The sequence below is a fragment of the Bifidobacterium sp. M3-N-101 genome (assembly GCF_023656805.1).
In the GTDB taxonomy this organism is placed as follows: domain Bacteria; phylum Actinomycetota; class Actinomycetes; order Actinomycetales; family Bifidobacteriaceae; genus Bifidobacterium; species Bifidobacterium breve.
Genome location: NZ_JAMOKQ010000014.1, coordinates 1 through 15694, shown reverse-complemented (window position 1 = coordinate 15694; position 15694 = coordinate 1). Strand labels below are relative to the sequence as shown.

The following is a 15694-nucleotide window of genomic DNA, read 5'->3' as shown; positions in this document are numbered from 1 at the left end:
CCTATGGCTATCAAAAAAGGACCGACCAAGGGGTCGGGTGGCAAGCATCGCAACAAACTGAAGGGTTACGGCCCCACTCCGAAGGCCGAGGACCGCGTCTACCACAAGGCATACAAGGCCAAGAAGGCGGCGGAACGCCGGCAGATGGCCGACCCGCGTCTGGCGGCTCGCCGCCGAGTGGACAAGTTCGCTTCGGCGGACACCTCGGATCTGGTGTACGGCCGCAATTCCGTGCTGGAGGCACTGCGCGTGGGCGTACCTTCTTCCACGCTGTACATCATGTCGCGCATCGAGCATGACGACCGCACCCGCGAAATCGTGAAGATCGCCGGCATGAACGGACTGCACATGCTGGAGGCCGATCGTCTGGAGATGGATCGTATCGCCCGCTCCGGCAACCATCAGGGCGTGATTCTGAAGGTCGATCCGTTCCAGTACTCCTCTCTGAGGGAATTGGCCGACCGTGCCGAGAAGAAGGCCAAGGCCATGGAGGCTGCGAATTCGGCCGCCGCACGCATCGCGGCCCGCCCGCTGTTCATTGCGCTGGACGGCGTGACCGACCCGCAGAACCTGGGTGCCGTGATTCGTTCGGCAGCCGCATTCGGTGCCAACGGCGTGATTCTGCCCGAGCGTCGTTCCGCTTCGGTGAACGCCGCAGCATGGAAGGTATCCGCTGGCGCAGCGGCCCACATGCCGGTGGCTCGCGTGGTGAACCTGACCAAGGCGATCGAAGGCCTGAAGGAGCGCGGCTACTACGTAGTCGGCCTGGACGGCGGTGGCGACAAGCTCGTGGGCGAAACCGGTTTTGAGACCGATCCGCTCGTGGTGGTGCTGGGATCGGAAGGCAGTGGCCTGAGCCGACTGGTGCGCGAATCCTGCGACGCGATTGCCGGCATTCCGATCAGTTCGTCCGTCGAATCGCTGAATGCTTCGGTGGCCGCGGGCATCAGCCTGTACGCCGTGTCCCGCGCCCGTCGCGAGGGCGCCGAATCGGCTCAGTAAGCTAAGAAGCCAAGCAAAGAGGCCCGCCAGCGATGAACTGCGCCCCGATTGTTGGACGTGGTTTATTAAGGGTACCTGATTAGGCTGTGAGGGACATGTTCCGGAATTCCTCCGGGGTGTGTCCCTCCAGTCGTATCTGGCGGCGTTTGGTGTTCCAGTGGATGATGTACGCGTCCAGTTCGTTCTTGAACTGTTCGTATGAGGCGAACTCGCGTCCGGTGTAGAACTCGTCCTTGAGGTGGCCGAACACCTGCTCGGTCGCGGCGTTGTCGATGCAGTTGCCCTTCCTGCTCATGGACTGGCGGATGTTCAGTCCCGCGAGCCGGTCGCGCCACCACCGGTGCCGGTACTGCCAGCCCATGTCGGAGTGCAGGATCGGGTTGGCGTCTTCGGGCAGCTTCTCCTCGAGCATGGCGAGCAGGCGCCACTGCTGGGCCATGTCGGGATGCCGGCTGACGTCCCAGGCCACGATCTCCTTGGATCCCATATCGTATACGGGAGCCAGATACGCCTTGCCGTCGGCGACCCTGAACTCGGTGACGTCCGTGCCCAGCTTCACCCACGGCCGGTCGGCCGTGAAGTCGCGGTTCAGCAGGTTCTCCACCCTCGCGCCCGTCTCGCCCCGGTACGAGCTGTATTTCCGGTACGGGTTCGGCCTGCGTATCCGGCATTCCAGGCCCATGCGCCTCATGACCTTCAGCACGCTCTTGTGGCTCACCCGCACCCCGAACTCGTGCACGAGGCACATGCGTATCTGCCGGTGGCCGCACCCGTTGGGCGTGCGCGCGAATATCTCGGCGACCATCGGCTCGATGTCCGGCCGGGTCACGGCGGCCGGATGCGACAGAAGATGGTAATACGTGCTTTTCGCCAGTCCGGCCGCCCTGAGCAGGTGCCGGAGCTGATGTCCCAGCCCCGCCAGCATGGAGACGATCACCGTTCTGTCCCGGTTGCCGATCTCCACGCCAGCAGGGCGTCGACTTTTTCCAGGTACGCGACCCTCGCCTTGAGGTACGCGTTCTCCTCCTCAAGGAGCTGTTCCCTTGTGGGAGCCGGCCTCGGCTTGGATTTCGCGCCCTTGGGCCTGCCCTTCGGTTTCGGACGCAGCGCGTCCGGGCCGCCGGACCGGTACTCGCGGCACCAACGCTCCAACGGGGTGAGACTCGCGATCCTGTACTTCTCCATGACTTCGGCCTTCGTCAGCCCATGCTCCACATGGTCGCGCACCGCCGCGAGCTTCGTCTCGTAGTCGTATCTCCTGTTGCCTTCACGTTCTCCCATGAGCGCCGCCTCCCCGCCAAACCGGTATGACAACACCCATTTTCCCGCGGTACTGACGGGCACGCCAAGCCGGCGGGCGAGAGAACGCCTCCCAGCCCCGCCCCGGATCAGGTCGGCGACGACCCGCATGAAACCGTCATCGTAATGACGCCTGCGATCCCTACACATGAGAAACCGCACCTCCGATCATCGAATCTGAATTACTTCAGTCCAACAATCGGGGTGCGGTTCACGATGGCGGACCTCTTTTCGTTTATGCCACAGAGAGCGTTTGGGTGAGCGCGTGGGACTCGCCGGGTTCAAGTCTTACCGCGTGTTCGCGGCATGCGGCGGCCTCGCAGCATACGAAGCGGCGCCACTCCGCGCTGACGGAATCATTGACCAGCACGCCGTACGGTTCTGCGGGGTTCCACACCACGGTTTGCGCAGAGCCGGACTTGGCAACATGAATCGTGCGGCCAAAACCTTCGTCATGCAGTTCCACTGCGGCAGTCGAGGCATATACACGATCCACCGGGCCATCGAACGTCACGGCCTCGTCCGGCTGCTCACACGGCGCAAAACCATTGGTCGCATCCTCATAATGTGCGTGCTCAAGACCGGTGAGGCGAATCTGCGAGACATCGCTGACGTGGAAATACGTATGCAGTGCGGCTTCATAGGAGAACGGCGTGGCTCCAGTGTTGGTCACTGTAAGCGTCATGGTAAGGGTATCGGCAACGTGCACCTCATAATCAGCACGGAAACTGGGCACGGCATCCCCCTCGAACCAAGGCAGCATATCGGAAGGCACATCAGCCTCGGTCAGGCTGTAATGCGCATAGCTATTGCTGAAGGACTCAGCATCGAGATGCCACTGTCTGGTACGAACGAATCCATGATTCGGCTTTTTGCCAAGACCATGGCCGTCGGCAAAGCCGGGCCCAAACCACGGGAATATCACCGGGACGCCGCCGCCCAGCGGCCTACCTTCAGCAACCACCACCGAAGAAGGTGCAAACACCACATCCGTGGCCTGGCTCAGCGGCCGCCAGCGCAGCAGATGCGCGCCGTGGTCGCTGATGGTGGCGGAACCTGCGGAATTGTCGATGTTGCGAAACACGAAATCAGTCATTACCTCTCCTCAAATATCGGAAAATAGCGCTGCGGTTTATCAGCGCTGGGCCGACTACTGCCGGGTAAGCCCAAGTTCAGCGAGGAACGCGACCGTCTGCTCCTTGGTTTTGAACACGGCGGTATTGCCGAGAATACGCTCGCACACGCTGCCAAGTTCTTCATGAACGGCTTGATGAATGGCCGCTCGGTCACGATTGCCGTTCAGTGCGGCGGTCAGCTCGTCCCATTCCAGCGTGAACTCACTCACCGATGCGGGTAACGGCTGGCCCTCGGCCAAGGCGTTCTCAAGCTGGGCAAGTTGATCGACCAAACGTCCGGGCAGAATGAACAGACCCTGCGCTTCGATGAGGCCAATAGGCTCCTGCTTGATCGGCCAGAATTCGGGATGCGCGTGGAACACTCCCTCGGGGTATTCGCTGCTGACGGCATTGTTGCGGAAAATCAAGCTCATCTCGTACCCGCGATCCGTAATGATGGCACTTGGAGACACAGCGGATTGACGATTACCATCCGCGTCATGGCTGGCGATGTTCGCTGCACTATCGTCAAACTGCTGCCAAGCGAGTCGAATCATATCGCTGATTTCCACGATGGCATCGCGATTGCGAGACACCACACGTACGGCGGTACCCGGCCAGTCGAGGATCTCAACCACGGCATCTGGATAGCCGTTCATGTGGAATGTGGCCCAAGCGGCCGCCTTGTGCATGGGCAGATGCTCGCCGCCGCCCTGATAGTGATCATGAGCCAGCACCGATCCGCCGATACGCGGCAGAGCGGCGTTGCAGCCCAGGAAGTAGCCGGGGAATCGGTCAACGAAGTCCAGCAGATGGCCGAAGGTATCGCGGTCAACGTGCATAGGCGTGTGCTCGGTGTTGACGCAAATGCCATGCTGGTGGAAGTAGCCGTATGGAGAGAACTGCCAGAACCACGGTTCGCCGCCCAGCGTGACCGGCACTGTGCGCAGCGTACGCTTGTCACGGCCCGCGAAACCTTCGTTCTCATGGCATATCGTGCAGGAAGGATAGCCACCCGCCACGCTATTGCCGGCTGCAGCCTTCTTCATGTTCTTGAATTCCGGCTTGGCGAGATTGATGGTCACGGTGACGCCATGCGAATCAAAGCGCGGATTTTTGTCGAGTACGGCTTTCTTGACGTAGTTGTTGGCCACGCTGTAGTCGTAGAACCAGCGCATGGCCTCCATACCATCGTTGGATTGTTCAACGGCCACGAACCGATCCTGTACAGCGGACGGGCTGGCGGACAGCAGACCCATCACCACATCGGCGTATCGCGGCCCTTCTTCAGGCTCGAATAGGCCGGCGGCAACGCATGATTCGCGGAAGCGGCTCAACAGTTCGTCCGGCGCGGTGTCGTCTGTGGTCTCTCCGGTCGGGCGGTACGAATCCAGCTCAAACAGTTCAAAAATGCGATTACGGGTCCAATCCGCATCGCGCGGGTCAAGGTTAAGATGCTTGCCGGCATAATCGACCAGTACGTCGATGCTGGCATACACGTCGTTCAGGCTGCTGACGGTGTTGTCTGTTGCTTCGTTGCGAGACATTGGTTCGTCTTTCTGCTTATTGTTAATTACCCTAACAATTAATAATTATAGACGACCCACGGTCAACGGCACACGCGATCCACACACATAAGAAACCGCACCTTCCGATCATCGAATCTGAATTACTTCAGTCCAACAATCGGGGCGCGGTTCACAGGGTCGAATATATAAATCCGCTTAATGGCTCCACACCGCCGCGTCAGGATCGTCGTCGGGGTTGTAGCCGTCGTCGTCCAGGCCGCCGTAAGTGGTCTCATCATCGATGACGCCGGAATCGGCCTCTTCGTTGAGTTCGGCAAGCGCCTTGGAATCGAGCTTATAGTTCGGCAAGACGTTTTCGATATAGCTGGTCACAGCCTCGCCCATCGGCACGTCGTGGCCGGCCTTCTCCGCCAAGAACCAACGATGGTCAAGCACCTCGTGGAAGAACTGCGCCGGCTCGATCTGCGAACGGTACTCACGCGGAATCATGCGAACCGTTGGCTCGTACACTTCGCGCATCCAATCGGTGGCCACGATTTCGAGCTCCTCGCCGTCACGCCATGTGGAGGCGCGGTAGGCATCGAGATCGTTGAGCAGGCGGCGGGCCTGGTTCTCCTGCACGTCCAAACCAGTGAGACGCAACAGCTTGCGGTTGGCGTAACCGGCATCCACCACACGCGGGCGGACCAGCACGCGCTTGCCGTCCTCGGCGGTCTTCATCTCCAGCTCGTCCACGTCGAAGCCCAGGTCGTTGAGCTTGTTGACGCGCTGCTCGATCTTCCACATCTCATCCGGGCCGAACTTGTCGGTGTCGGTCAGGGCGCTCCACAACGAGTGGTAGCGGTCGACCAGACGGTTGCCCACCTCGATCTCGTCCACGTCGCTCGGCAACAGACGGCCAGAAGCCAAATCCATCAATTCACCGATGATGTTGGTGCGGGCCAGGTCGATATCGTATTCGCGCTGGCCGTCGGTGAGCTGCACCTGCAAATCACCGGTTTCGGCGTCCACCAGGAAGGCGGAAAACGCGTCGGCATCACGCAGGAACAGGACGTTCGACAGCGACACATCGCCCCAGTAGAAGCCGGCCAAGTGCAGGCGAACCAGCAGCACGGCAAGGGCGTCGATCAAACGCTCGGCAGTATCCGGCTGGAGATTGCGGGCGAACAGCGCGCGGTACGGCAGTGAGAACTTCAGGTGACGGGTGACCAGAATCGCTTCCAGCGGTTCACCGTTGCGGTCATGACGACCGGTGACCACGGCAATCGGGGTGACGGTCGGCAACTCGAGCTTCTGCAGTCGGCGCAGAATCTCATACTCGCGCTCGGCCACCTGACGGGTGATCTCTTTCATGGCGTACACCTCGTCGCCCACGTGCACAAAACGCACCACGTGGCGGGAGATGCCTCGCGGCAGGTTGGCCAGCAGGTCCTCGGGCCAGGTGGCCAGGGGCTTATGCCAGGGCAGCGTGAACATCTTCGGGTTCGAGCTGGCGGCGGTGATCTTCAATGCTTGCGGCTCAGCTGAACTGGCATGTTCGTCTTCGGCTTTGACGGACGTGGCCTTCAGCGCGCGCGGGTCCATCTGGGGCAAATCGTTCAACTCCATGTGTTCGATTTTACGTGGTGCTTGGGAAGTGCAGCGAGGAGCGGCGACTTCGGCGCGTTATTCTCGCATACGAATAAATCATCTGTATGGGATTTGCCGGCCGAATTGACGTCCCGTATGCGGCGCCTCATGCGCAATCTGAACAAAATGAACGCAACAAGTAACATGAGCCCCGCTGCCGCGGCAATGCTGCCTACGGCGGCACCCGTACGACCGATAAGGCCAGGATTGCCCGGCTCCTCGCTCGGGTTATTTTCGGGCGGGACAACAGGAGTTCCAGTGCTAAATTTCGGCTCTACTGTGATGTTGAGATCAGCGGATGTGTCTCCACTGCCAGGAATCGAGATGAGGAACGGATCACAGTCGTATGCTTTGTTGGCTTTCGCCGAGCTCGTGCGGGAGACCAGATATAGGCCGAGCGGCAGATTCTGGAAAGTGAGCTGACCAGCTACGTTAGTGGTGCCGGAATGCTGGTACAGCTTGTTTTTCGCCGCGTGCGTAGCGAGCTTCTTGGCAGCATCGTGATATTCACTTGATGTCAGGCGTTCCCAATCGGCAGTGAGGCCGGAAAAATCGCCGACGGTTTTATATGAGGAGACGCTACCATCATTGTTCGTTGTGACGGTGGCGACGCGCACGATGGAATAGGTATCGCCGGCAAGCAATTTGGGCGAAGCCGTGTCTCGGCCCCATACGGCATTGATGGTGAGAGCGCCGAAAGAATCAGCTTGCGCATACGGCACCATAGAGCCGAAGGCTGCAAGAACAGTGAGGACGATAGTAACGGCGGCGGCAATCATGGCAGCAATGCGCGCCGCACCATACTCGCTTCCGCTATGCAGGTCTAACATGTCTACCCGGTCCTTTCCGCCGTGATGAATGTGATTGGTTATTTGTACTGTCTGGCTGAGGAGGCAAGTCACCGTCCGGCTCGATATCCGCAGAGTCAGAATCACCAGATGCGACCTTGGCGCTCCCACTCTGCCGGCGTCGCCGCTCATGACGCTGCCATAAATGCCATGCGACGAGCAAGGCAATCAGTGCAAGAGACGGCAACAAGTACTGCAGCGGAATGTCCACGTGGAACGTGGATCTGGCGTCATCCTGCTGCTACGGCGCGTATGGGATGCGATGGCCACGCACCAGCAGCCGATGCGTATTGACCGCATACGGCGTACAAGTGATGAGCGTGACCAAATCCTTGCCGGGCTCAATTGCCAGTTGTTTGGTATCGGTCGGCAGAACGGTAGTGATCTTATCGACCTGATACGCATACGTGTCTTTAAGTATTCACCATCAGCCTTGGACAGAGCAACGCTCACCTTCAGTCCGAACAGGTTCACGTACAGCACGTTGCCTTCCGAAAGCACCTTGAGATCGAATGCCTGGCGGATTCTAATGGTGGTTGCAACGCCTGTGTTGTTTTGTTGGTTTTAGGTTAGTTGGTGCTGTCGAGTAATTCGATGTTTTTCTCGCTGGGTTTCATGTATCCGAGGGTTTTGCGGGGCCAGTTGTTGAGTTCCTCGGCGACCGCGTCCAGGTAGTCCTCGTGGCGCGCGGCCATGCGGCTCACGGGCCTGTTTTTGAACATGCGGCAGCCGCGCGGCGTGATGAAACCGCAGTCCAATGATTCCGACAGGACCCTGCAGATCGGCCCGACCTCGAAGCGCCCCTTGTGTTCGTCGACGTAGGCGACCATCAGGGGTGTGTCGGGTCGAGCCTGGCCTCGAAAAAAGCCGACGCCGTCGTCAATATCTCGTTCGCCCGGCGCAACTCGGCGACCTCCCGGCGCGGTTTCCTGAGCTCGGACATCGCTTCCTGCGCCGATTGCCTCGTCTCCGCCGTGACCGTCGCGTCCGCCTGGTTGCACCAACGGCGCAGCGTCTCCGGGGCCACGCCCAGGTCTTTCGTCACCTGCGCTCTTCGCCTTCGTCTCCGGCGAATACGAAGAGCGTGATTCCGTCAGCAGTCTGACGGCCTTCACCCTGAACTCCGGCGTGTATCTCGTGCCCTTTGCTATGGTTCCATCATCTCCCATCGAGTTAGGGGAAACACGGAACAAAATCAGTCCATATCACGGCGTGTCGCTTTTTTTCGATATGATAATATGTATCACAAAAAATAAACGTTTAGGATTCAATGATGAATAGGAACGCTGTAACCATAACTGACATCTCGAAGCGTACGGGGTTGTCTGTGTACGTCATCTCCAGAGCGCTCAACGGGAAAAGCGGAGTCGCACAAGAAACTCGATCCAGGATACTTAAGGTTGCCGATGAAATGGGGTATGTCCCCAACAGCAAGGCGCAAGATTTGCGTACGGGGCGCAACCGTTCGATTACGTTGCTGACCGCGGGTATGTCAAACTCCTACTATCTCGATCTGATCAGCGGTATAGAAAGCGTCCTGCAAGGCAGAGAAGAAAGTCTCTTCATCGCCGACTTGGCTGTTAATGGACGCTATGAGGAAGACAATGAGACGTCGCTTTTGCGACGAGTGGCCGAGAACCGTCCTGGCGGCATCATCTCAACGCTAGGATTGAGTGATCGCAGTAGAAGAATGCTGAGAGGGTGGGGGGTACCGACGATTTTCGTAGATTCAACCCCTGAGGTTGAGGGGGTGCTTCAGGAAGACTCAGGTGATGGCTTCTCCTATGTGACGACAGATAACGTTGATGCGGCAGAACAACTTGGTGCCCATTTGAACGAGCATGGGTTCCGTAAATGGTTGCTTGCGATATATCCGGATATATGGAATAGCCGTTATGCACGTGAACGCAGTTTGGTTTCGGCCGCAACGAAATCCGGAGCTGAGATTCGCGTGATCGAATGCGGCAACAATGAGAAAGATGCATGTGCCACCATGCTTAACTTCATGGACACGCAGGGCTATGAGCCGGATGTCGTCATCGCTGGCAACAATCCCATATTGCTCGGAGTCATGTCGGCGTTTCAAACGCGAGGGGTAAGGATCCCAGTTGACGTGGGATTGGTGACTTTCGACGATTTTGCCTGGTCAGATCTTCTTTCGCCGAGAATAACTCTCGTTGCGGAGAACAGCCATTTAATTGGAGTGAATGCAGCCAACTTTCTGTTGGAGCAGATTGAAGAGGGAAAGGAGGCGAGTGAGGGAGACGGGCCGACGATGATGCCAAAGCCTGTTCGCAGAATGATTAAATCTTCTCTGAAAGTCAGAGAATCATGCGGGTGCCTAACGCGATGATGCGTTGACGCATGTCTTGTTGAAAAGGAAAACCATGAAAAAAACGTTTATGATGCCTGTTGTTTGTTCCTTGCTTGCGGCTTCAATGATGTTGTCCGGCTGTAGCGCGGTAAGCAACGGCGACAATGCGGTCGGGGAGACATCGAAGCCAACGGAGATCAAGAGCATTGGCCTGATGGTGCAGGATATGTCCAATCCGTTCTTCTCTGCCATGGATAGGGAGGCGAAAGTTCAGGCGAAGAAGATTGGCGCTACGCTGAACGTTCAGGATGCTCAGCTTGATCTGACTACTCAGGATAACCAGATCTCGGCGTTCATTGAGCAGGGTGTGGACCTGATCATCGTCTCCGCCGTCGATGAGAGCGGTCTGAAGCCGGCCATCGAGCGTGCTCGTGCCGCGGGTATCATTGTTGTTGCTGTTGATACGCCGGCGAAGGGTGCCGACGCAATCGTGATGACGGATGGTGTCCAGGCTGGCGAGCTTTCCTGCGAATACCTTGCCAATCAATTGGGTGGCAAGGGCAATATCCTCATCGTCGATGGCACCCCTATCCAGACCATTACGGATCGAATTAAGGGATGTAAGATGGCGATTGAGAAGTATCCTGATATCAAGGTGGTTGGGCAGCAGGCTTCCAAGAACGATCGAGCCACAGGTCTTTCTGTGACCACAGATATGCTGACGGCCAACAAAGACGTGCAGGGCATCTTTGGTATGAATGATCCGTCCGCCTTGGGCGCTGCGCTGGCGGTTGAACAAGCTGGTAGGAGCGATCAGATCATCGTGACTGGTGTGGACGGTAGCCCCGAAGGGGTCGATGAACTTAAGCGCGCTGGTTCTCCGTTCGTGGGCATGTCCACGCAGAATCCTGCGGAGATGGTTCGTCAGGCCATCAAGTTCGCACAGCAAGTGGTGGATGGCGAGACTCCGGAGGAGACCACCATTCTTATCCCTAGCGAGATGATCACCCGCGAGAATGTGAATGAATACAAGGGGTGGTGAGCATGAACCAGGATCGCGCACCCATTTTGCGCCTGGAGGACATTTCCAAGAGTTTCTCTGGTGTCACTGTGCTCGATGGCATTAACCTAAACCTTTATGGTCATGAAGTTTTGGCCTTGATGGGAGAAAACGGAGCGGGGAAATCCACGCTTATGAACATCCTTTCCGGCAACCTCATGCGAGACTCTGGGAAGATCGTGGTCAATGGGAATGATGTTGATATCTCGTCTCCCCGCCAAGCCTCTGAACTTGGCATCGCAATTATCCATCAGGAACTCAACGTGGTTCCTACTATGACGGTCGCGCAAAATCTTGCCTTGGGCAACGAGCCCAAGGGCAGGTCAGGGCTTGTCGACAAGAAACAGATGCGTGAGGATGCTCTTCGCAAGCTCAGCGTCATCGGTACAGACATTAATCCTGATGTCCCTCTTGGTGAGCTGGGTACTGGCGAACAGCAAATGGTGGAGATTGCCAAGGCTGTAGCGAGTCGGGCAAAGATCCTCATCCTGGATGAACCAACGGCTTCTCTGTCTCGAGGCGAGTCCGAGCGCCTGTTCGACATCGTGGAGAAACTGCGTGGCGAAGGCACAGGGCTGATTTACATCTCCCACCGTATGGAGGAGGTGTGGCGTCTGGCTGACCGTGTCACAGTGCTTCGAGATGGTCATACCGTGGCAACGTCTGCCATCGCCGACGTTGATCAGAGCGAGATCGTGGCGAAGATGGTGGGACGCAAGGTGGAGAAGCTCTACGATCACGACGAGCGCTCCGCTGGAGAAGTCGTTCTCGACGTCCGTGATCTTCGTCTGTCTCAGGATTCTCCATCCGTGTCGTTGCAGGTTCGTGCGGGTGAAGTCGTTGGCGTGTCTGGCTTGGTCGGTGCGGGCAGGACGGAAATCGCCAGGTGTGTTATCGGTGCAGATAAGCGATTCTCTGGGGAAGTGAGTCTTAAAGGCAGAAACGTCGCATTCCAATCTCCTAAGATGGCGATCCAACATGGTGTCGCATATTTGCCCGAAGACCGCAAGGTGCAGAGCATTTTTCCGGTTCGAAGCGTGGAAGACAATATTTCCGTTTCAACGCTGGAACGTTTCGAGAGTTTCGGCATGCTGCGAAAGCATAAGATTCGCGAAGCGGTGGGGAAACTGATGCAGAAGGTCAACATTGCGTCCCGACTGCAGCAAACGCCCATCGTTAACCTGTCCGGCGGAAATCAGCAAAAAGCCATATTTGCTCGATGGATGATGCGAAACCCGGATGTGCTGATCCTGGATGAGCCGACTCGAGGAGTTGATGTTGGTGCGAAACGGGAGATCTACGAACTGATCGGAGAACAGGCGGCGCAAGGTAAAGCCATTCTGATGATTTCGTCTGACCTTCCCGAAGTGTTGGGCATCAGCGATCGCGTCTTGGTCATCCGGCAAGGATCCGTTGTGGCGAATCTGGAAAGTAAAAAAAACCACAGAAGAGGAGATCATGGGTTACGCGACTGGAGTGCTTCAGCCGCAACGCCTTGGTCCTGAACATGATGAAATTCACGACAATGACGAGGTGACTTTCAATGAATAAGCAAAAGAAAATAAACCTGGCATCCGCATGGGAGAAAGTCGGTATGCCGTTCGTGCTCTTGGTGTTGATCATCTTCATGCTGATCAATGCTCCGAACTTCGGTACGGTAAGCAACCTGTTTAACGTGGCAAGGTCAATTTCGATTAGCGCCATCCTCGCGGCGGGAATGACTTTGGTGATCATTACAACGGGCATTGATCTGTCTGTTGGTTCGACCATCGCCGTTAGTGGCTGTGTGGCGGTGTTGGCCGCACGGGCTGGGCTTAACCCGATTCTTGCGGTTATTCTGGGCATGTTCATCGGCGCGGTGATCGGCTTGATCAATGGTGTACTGGTCGCCTACTGCAAGCTTGCAGCATTCATTGTGACGTTGGGTACGATGACGTTTATGCGAGGATTGGCCTACACGATAACTGGTGGCCTACCTATTGTTGATAACAATCTTTCGTTCCGGGCGATCGGAAACGGATATATCTTCAATATTCCTATTCCGTTCATCATCATGATAATCGTTTATTTGGTCATCTGGGTAGTGCTCGATAAAACCAAGTACGGATCGCATGTGTATGCGGTCGGCGGCAACGCCGAGGCTGCAAGGCTCGCGGGCATCAATGTCAAAGCCGTTTTGCTGTCTGTGTATGTGATTGCTGGGGTCTGTGCCGGTCTGGCGGGATGCATTTTCGCAGCCCGAGTGGTGTCCGCGCAACCCACAGCTGGCGATGGGTATGAAATGGATGCCATCGCAGCCGCAGTGCTTGGCGGTACGGCGTTGGCTGGTGGTAAGGGCAAGATTTCTGGAACATTTATCGGCGCAGTGATTTTCGGCGTGCTAACAACCGGCCTTGTCCTGATGAATGTTCCGTTCTTCACTCAGCAGCTCATCAAGGGCGTGGTGATTATCGTTGCCGTGCTGATTGATGGCCTGAAGCAGAATTCATTCTCGTTTGGTTTCCTACGTAGATCGACACTATCCCCGGCCTTGAAAGGAGGTAATTGATGACCACGTATGAGTATCTCATCTCAAATTCTTCTCCGGTGCCCGCTGAAAAGCCTCAGCCAGTTGAATTAAAGCTTCCGGCCGATCTAAAGCAGGATCTTCTGTGGGGAGATACGAGCCTCGGGCAAAGTTCAGTTCTTCAGCGAGTCAATGGTGAATCAGATGGCAAAGAATCCGTGTATGTGGGAATTCTCGTTCCTCACGACGGTGAAGTCATTACAGTACGAGATGTTGAATCGGGAGACGTGATCCCGGAAGGCATTCGTATTTACGATGATACGCAGGAGAAAGATGCCGTCTGCCGTCTGGATACTGGATATTTCATTATCGAGATGTGCCGCGGAACCGGAATGGGCGAAGGTGCGTCGAAATGGGGTATCCGGCACTTCATGGCAAAAGCCGAAAACGTTGATCTGCTGTCAAGCGGTAACAATGCCATCGGAGGTTTCTATGGTCCGTTCTTTACCCCGGAGAACGGGTTGATCAATCCTCCGGAACATGTCATTGCCGATGTCGATCTGATCGAGAACGGTCCCAATATGAGCCGTTACCGTCTGGCCGGCAGAATTCCGGATGGCCTGCTCCCGGAGCTCCAGGGCAAACGCTTTACTGTCACGTTCACTTTTTACCGTGATCTTGACTTGTTCGATCGTGTGTACGACGTGGATCATTTCGAAACCGAAATTGACGGTAGGAGCGTGGTTGATCGAATCACGGTAGGAGATGAGTTCGAGGGGGGCGAGGGAGAACTGGTGTTCGATCGATTCGCTTCCTATAATCCCATCCCATATCGTAGCGGCGATCCGTATGCCGGGTTCCTCAAGGATGAAGTGCGAAGCACATTGTCCGACGAAACAGAAGTTACGGAACGCTTTGCCTTCTTTAAGGAGCTACTTGATAGGGATTTGGAAAACGCTCATTGGGACCTGTACTGGCGTCTATTTTCTCATTGGGAGAATGCCATTGAGCCTTCAGCCTTAAATCGCAGGTTGGGGCATGTCAGATCTTTGGCGCATCGTGCTTCTGATCTCAATGATCGTCCTTGGGTGGTGTCGAAAGATGCTATTGACGTGTCAGCTCATGAAGAGCAGACTGTTTTTCCGGCCTCTTCCTCCTGCACTGCCGAGTTCGACTCGCGTACGGGGCGATGCATGATATGGTTGACAACGCAGTCTTCGGGGGCGTTCCAAATCGTTCAAAGGCCACAGTCGGGATGGGTCAACTGGGGAACCAATGGGGAAAATGAGTGTCCCGCATTGCCCATTGGAACGAAGATTCGAACCATATACGGACCTTTCGGAGATCAATGGCGGGATCGGGCTGACGAATCACGATTTGATGGTGTGAGGGTGGCTCCCCGTCTCTCTTAGAAGGTGTGCGGTGACCGGCTTGTCCCGCTAAACCGAGAAATGGGCATTGATTGAAAGACGTGTAATTTCGTTGAAATTTAATGGTTTTGACGGATTGACATTTTTAGTCAGGTGCTTTTGGTCTAGCAGGACCGGTTTGGCATTGTATCTAGTTCGAGCGGATAGTTGACGCATGTCCTGGGGCATGGCTGACGGGTGTTCCGGGGCTTGGTTGACGACGATGGGTTTGGCGGCTGTTGTGGTGTCATGGATACACGGCAGCAGTCCGGCACGGCCGGCGACAATCAGACCACGTCCTCGGCGCAACGCAGCGAGTACCTGCGCAACAAGGCTCTCGCCGTCGCGATCAACGACGGCGAGAGCGTGGCCGGCGCGGCCCGGCGCTACGGCGTGAGCCGCCGGTGGGCGTACGAGATCAAACGATGGTGGGACGCCGACTGTGTTCTGATGCTCCTATACATTGTCAAGTGTTTGGGTGTGTTGTTTTGGTTCGGGGGGCTGGTGACGTTTTGTTGGACTCGTCATTGATTCCATCACCACCGATCATGCCACAAGACCGAGCTCGCGTCGACGATCCATGATGCTCATGCCGAACTCCGTCTTGATGCGCTTGTCCCGGTACCAGACCATGTAGCCGTCCAGCATGTCGACGAACTCGTCCATCGAGACGCCCGCGAAGCTGCGCCTGTGGAAGAACTCCTGCTTGAGACGGCCGAAGAACCCCTCCGCGGCCGCGTTGTCCGGAGAACAGCCTTTCGCGCCCATCGAACGCGTCAGGTTGTTGTCCGTGCAGATGCGGATCCATTCCGGCCACCGGTAGTGGCAGCCGCGGTCACTGTTAAACCGATGTCGGTTTAACAGTGATTAAGCCGGGTTTGTTGTTAAGCCGGGGAACGGTTCGGGGTCTTGGTGGCTGGCCGTGTCCCATGTGGTTTCCCGGCTTAACGTTCCGGGTTATGTTCGTCTTGTCCCATTTGATT

The 15694-nt window shown here is 56.7% G+C and carries 15 protein-coding genes and 2 pseudogenes; 7 read left to right on the top strand and 10 right to left on the bottom strand.

Translation table 11 applies throughout. The annotated features are described in order from the left end of the window. Positions 1-3: 3 nt before the first annotated feature. Positions 4-1002 (top strand): 23S rRNA (guanosine(2251)-2'-O)-methyltransferase RlmB, encoded by a 999-nt coding sequence (gene rlmB, locus NBH12_RS10510; RefSeq protein WP_003827811.1) that lies wholly within the window; start codon positions 4-6, stop codon positions 1000-1002. A gap of 79 nt (positions 1003-1081) precedes the next feature. Here rlmB and NBH12_RS10505 read toward each other — a convergent pair whose 3' ends face one another. The 9 genes and pseudogenes from NBH12_RS10505 to NBH12_RS11195 form a co-directional block, all read right to left on the bottom strand. Further along, a complete protein-coding gene (locus NBH12_RS10505) occupies positions 1082-1936 on the bottom strand; it encodes an IS3 family transposase (protein ID WP_250819475.1) in 855 nt (284 codons plus the stop codon). Beyond that, positions 1936-2451, bottom strand: a complete 516-nt coding sequence (locus NBH12_RS10500) for an IS3 family transposase (RefSeq protein WP_025221154.1) — start codon at positions 2449-2451, stop codon at positions 1936-1938. The genes NBH12_RS10505 and NBH12_RS10500 overlap by 1 nt, the downstream gene beginning before the upstream one ends. Positions 2452-2536: 85 nt before the next feature. Then, positions 2537-3397 (bottom strand): D-hexose-6-phosphate mutarotase, encoded by an 861-nt coding sequence (locus NBH12_RS10495; protein WP_250819466.1) that lies wholly within the window; start codon positions 3395-3397, stop codon positions 2537-2539. A gap of 54 nt (positions 3398-3451) precedes the next feature. Then, the gene (locus NBH12_RS10490) at positions 3452-4963 is read right to left on the bottom strand and encodes a UDP-glucose--hexose-1-phosphate uridylyltransferase (RefSeq protein ID WP_003827813.1); all 1512 of its coding nucleotides are present in this window, start codon (positions 4961-4963) and stop codon (positions 3452-3454) included. A gap of 177 nt (positions 4964-5140) precedes the next feature. Then, a complete protein-coding gene (locus NBH12_RS10485; RefSeq protein WP_003833025.1) occupies positions 5141-6553 on the bottom strand; it encodes a DUF4032 domain-containing protein in 1413 nt (470 codons plus the stop codon). After that, the gene (locus NBH12_RS10480; RefSeq protein ID WP_014484423.1) at positions 6544-7404 is read right to left on the bottom strand and encodes a hypothetical protein; all 861 of its coding nucleotides are present in this window, start codon (positions 7402-7404) and stop codon (positions 6544-6546) included. The genes NBH12_RS10485 and NBH12_RS10480 overlap by 10 nt, the downstream gene beginning before the upstream one ends. Beyond that, positions 7388-7843 (bottom strand): annotated as a pseudogene (locus tag NBH12_RS10475) (sortase); the annotation flags it as partial. The gene NBH12_RS10480 and the pseudogene NBH12_RS10475, both read right to left, overlap by 17 nt. A 148-nt stretch (positions 7844-7991) precedes the next feature. Further along, positions 7992-8252: a hypothetical protein gene (locus NBH12_RS11200; protein ID WP_003827818.1), complete on the bottom strand. Its 261-nt coding sequence runs from the start codon at positions 8250-8252 to the stop codon at positions 7992-7994. Continuing rightward, a complete protein-coding gene (locus tag NBH12_RS11195) occupies positions 8252-8467 on the bottom strand; it encodes an IS3 family transposase (RefSeq protein ID WP_003827819.1) in 216 nt (71 codons plus the stop codon). The genes NBH12_RS11200 and NBH12_RS11195 overlap by 1 nt, the downstream gene beginning before the upstream one ends. A 225-nt stretch (positions 8468-8692) precedes the next feature. On the opposite strand from NBH12_RS11195, the gene NBH12_RS10465 reads away from it, so the two are divergent. The 6 genes from NBH12_RS10465 (at position 8693) to NBH12_RS10440 (ending at position 15242) form a co-directional block, all read left to right on the top strand. Beyond that, positions 8693-9775 carry a LacI family DNA-binding transcriptional regulator gene (locus tag NBH12_RS10465; protein WP_003833030.1) on the top strand — a complete coding sequence of 361 codons (1083 nt, stop codon included), beginning with the start codon at positions 8693-8695 and terminating at the stop codon, positions 9773-9775. 34 nt (positions 9776-9809) lie between these two features. Then, positions 9810-10778 carry an ABC transporter substrate-binding protein gene (locus NBH12_RS10460; RefSeq protein ID WP_003833033.1) on the top strand — a complete coding sequence of 323 codons (969 nt, stop codon included), beginning with the start codon at positions 9810-9812 and terminating at the stop codon, positions 10776-10778. A gap of 2 nt (positions 10779-10780) precedes the next feature. Continuing rightward, the gene (locus tag NBH12_RS10455) at positions 10781-12301 is read left to right on the top strand and encodes a sugar ABC transporter ATP-binding protein (protein WP_233181092.1); all 1521 of its coding nucleotides are present in this window, start codon (positions 10781-10783) and stop codon (positions 12299-12301) included. Between the two features lie 38 nt (positions 12302-12339). Then, positions 12340-13344, top strand: coding sequence for an ABC transporter permease (locus NBH12_RS10450; protein WP_003827823.1), 1005 nt, complete (start codon positions 12340-12342; stop codon positions 13342-13344). Continuing rightward, positions 13344-14714 carry a hypothetical protein gene (locus NBH12_RS10445; RefSeq protein ID WP_003833035.1) on the top strand — a complete coding sequence of 457 codons (1371 nt, stop codon included), beginning with the start codon at positions 13344-13346 and terminating at the stop codon, positions 14712-14714. The genes NBH12_RS10450 and NBH12_RS10445 overlap by 1 nt, the downstream gene beginning before the upstream one ends. Before the next feature lie 246 nt (positions 14715-14960). Further along, positions 14961-15242, top strand: a complete 282-nt coding sequence (locus NBH12_RS10440; protein ID WP_236714504.1) for a hypothetical protein — start codon at positions 14961-14963, stop codon at positions 15240-15242. Between the two features lie 15 nt (positions 15243-15257). On the opposite strand, the pseudogene NBH12_RS10435 reads toward NBH12_RS10440, so the two are convergent. Further along, positions 15258-15554 (bottom strand): annotated as a pseudogene (locus tag NBH12_RS10435) (IS3 family transposase); the annotation flags it as partial. Positions 15555-15694 lie beyond the last annotated feature (140 nt).